This is a genomic window from Escherichia sp. KCJ4928 (assembly GCF_004352695.1).
In the GTDB taxonomy this organism is placed as follows: domain Bacteria; phylum Pseudomonadota; class Gammaproteobacteria; order Enterobacterales; family Enterobacteriaceae; genus ECMA0423.
Window position 1 is genome coordinate 1 of record NZ_SJWV01000367.1, and the last position, 1,754, is coordinate 1,754.

A 1,754-nucleotide genomic window follows, 5' to 3' on the forward strand; every position below is an offset into this window, starting at 1 on the left:
CAATTCCCCAGCCTGGACAAAATCCTTCGCGATCTGGAAAACCAGGTCTGTGATGCCGTCGTGGATCGGGTGAATGAACATCTGCCGGGGAATATCGACCCCTGGAAAGACTATAACCTCTGAACAGGAGCCCCATGAGCGAAGCACACCCCACATCCCCTGTCTCTCCGGAAACAGATAACAGCGGAGATATTTATAAACAAACGCTCAGTACCATTGCACAGTCAGAACAACGGGCCGCACTGGTTCCCGGACTGGTCAGAGCCTTGCTGTGTAGCAGCGCAGCTCTCGTCATCAGTCTGACCGGCAATATCATACAGTACTGGCATAACAGCAACGTAACGCGTGAATACTTTGCCACCGACAATGGCCGGCTGGTCCGCCTGGCCCCCACCAGTCAGCCAGCCTGGAGTCAGAGCGACGTCATGACGTTTGGCAGCATGACGCTGAGCGAAGCTTTTAATCTGGATTTTGTCCACTACAGGAAACAAATCACGACACTGGCCCCCCGCTTTTCCGAAGCCGGTTTTGCCGGCTATGTGAATGCTCTTCAGGCCTCCAACATTCTGGACACCATTAAAAAGGAGAAATTTAACCTCACAGCCACCATCGGGGCCGGCACGCTGGTGAATCAGGGCCAGATGGAAAACGGCATCTGGTTCTGGAAATTCCAGTATCCGGTCAGGATGCGTCTGGTCGGTCAGACCAGCACCCGCCCCGAGCAGGCCTTCACCTTTGAAATCACTGTCCGGCGCGTTGACCCACGAATCAAACCCGGCGGCATGGAAATCAGCCAGATGGTTTCCCGTAACGCCGCATCAGGAACCTGAGACTCATATCATGCAAATACATCATCTTCTTGGCGCACTGCTTATTGTGTGCGGCACTGTCACGGCTGCAGATAACCCGGGCTGGCAGAACGCACGAACCCCACAGGCTGGCGGAAAGACAGGACAGGCTCCCGGGAACGCCCCCGCAGGCGGCCCCCCGCCAGCCACACAACTCACAGGCCCCCTGCCGCCACCTGCCTCTCCCCTTGTTCAGGAAGCCGCATCACTGGATTCCCCCCTGAATGCAGGTGAAATTCGGGAACTGCGGGGACGAATGGCCGATAACGAACGGGCCATCAGCGCACCTGTCACCAGTGTGGTGCCCCGTATCAGCTCCCTCACGGTAAATCTGTCACCCGGGGCCAGTCTGCCGCTTGTCCGAACCGCACTGCATAACGTCAGCGTGGTAACGTTCACGGACATCAACGGCTCCTCGTGGCCTCAGTCGGATCCGCCTTATAACGCGGCACCCGGTCACTTTGATGTGCAGTTCAACGGCAATATGGTCTCCGTCACTCCCCTGCGCGCCTGGGCTGCAGGGAATGTAACGGTCTACCTCAAAGGACTGTCTGTACCGGTCATTCTGAATATCACCAGTGGTGAAACCGACACCAATACCCTGAGTCAGGAGATCGACAGCCGTCTGGATCTGCGCATTCCCCGTCAGGGACCTGCCAGTCCTGTGGTAGCCGTACCATCAGAGAAGATTGCCCTGCATGATGCCACCCTGCAGGCCTTTCTGGACGGTGTTCCTCCCGATGATCCCACCGTGCGTCGGCTGAAATTCTCCGGAAATGTTCCGGGCACCACCATCTGGCAGCACGGCGATGATCTGCTCGTGCGATCGCGGGCCATGCTGCGGGATGAATTTGAACAGACGCTGGCATCTGCTGACGGTACGCGTCTGTGGAAACTGCCGGTGAC

The 1,754-nt window shown here is 57.4% G+C and carries 2 protein-coding genes and 1 pseudogene; all 3 read left to right on the plus strand.

Features of this window, described 5'->3' with window-relative positions; genetic code table 11:
* Positions 1 to 123: pseudogene (locus E0D98_RS28590) on the plus strand (conjugal transfer protein); the annotation flags it as partial.
* 11 nt (positions 124 to 134) lie between these two features.
* Positions 135 to 830, plus strand: coding sequence for a DotI/IcmL family type IV secretion protein (locus E0D98_RS23880; protein WP_001287263.1), 696 nt, complete (start codon positions 135 to 137; stop codon positions 828 to 830).
* 10 nt (positions 831 to 840) lie between these two features.
* Positions 841 to 1,754 (plus strand): DotH/IcmK family type IV secretion protein (locus E0D98_RS23885; RefSeq protein WP_131891213.1); only part of this gene is annotated, 914 nt, incomplete at its 3' end.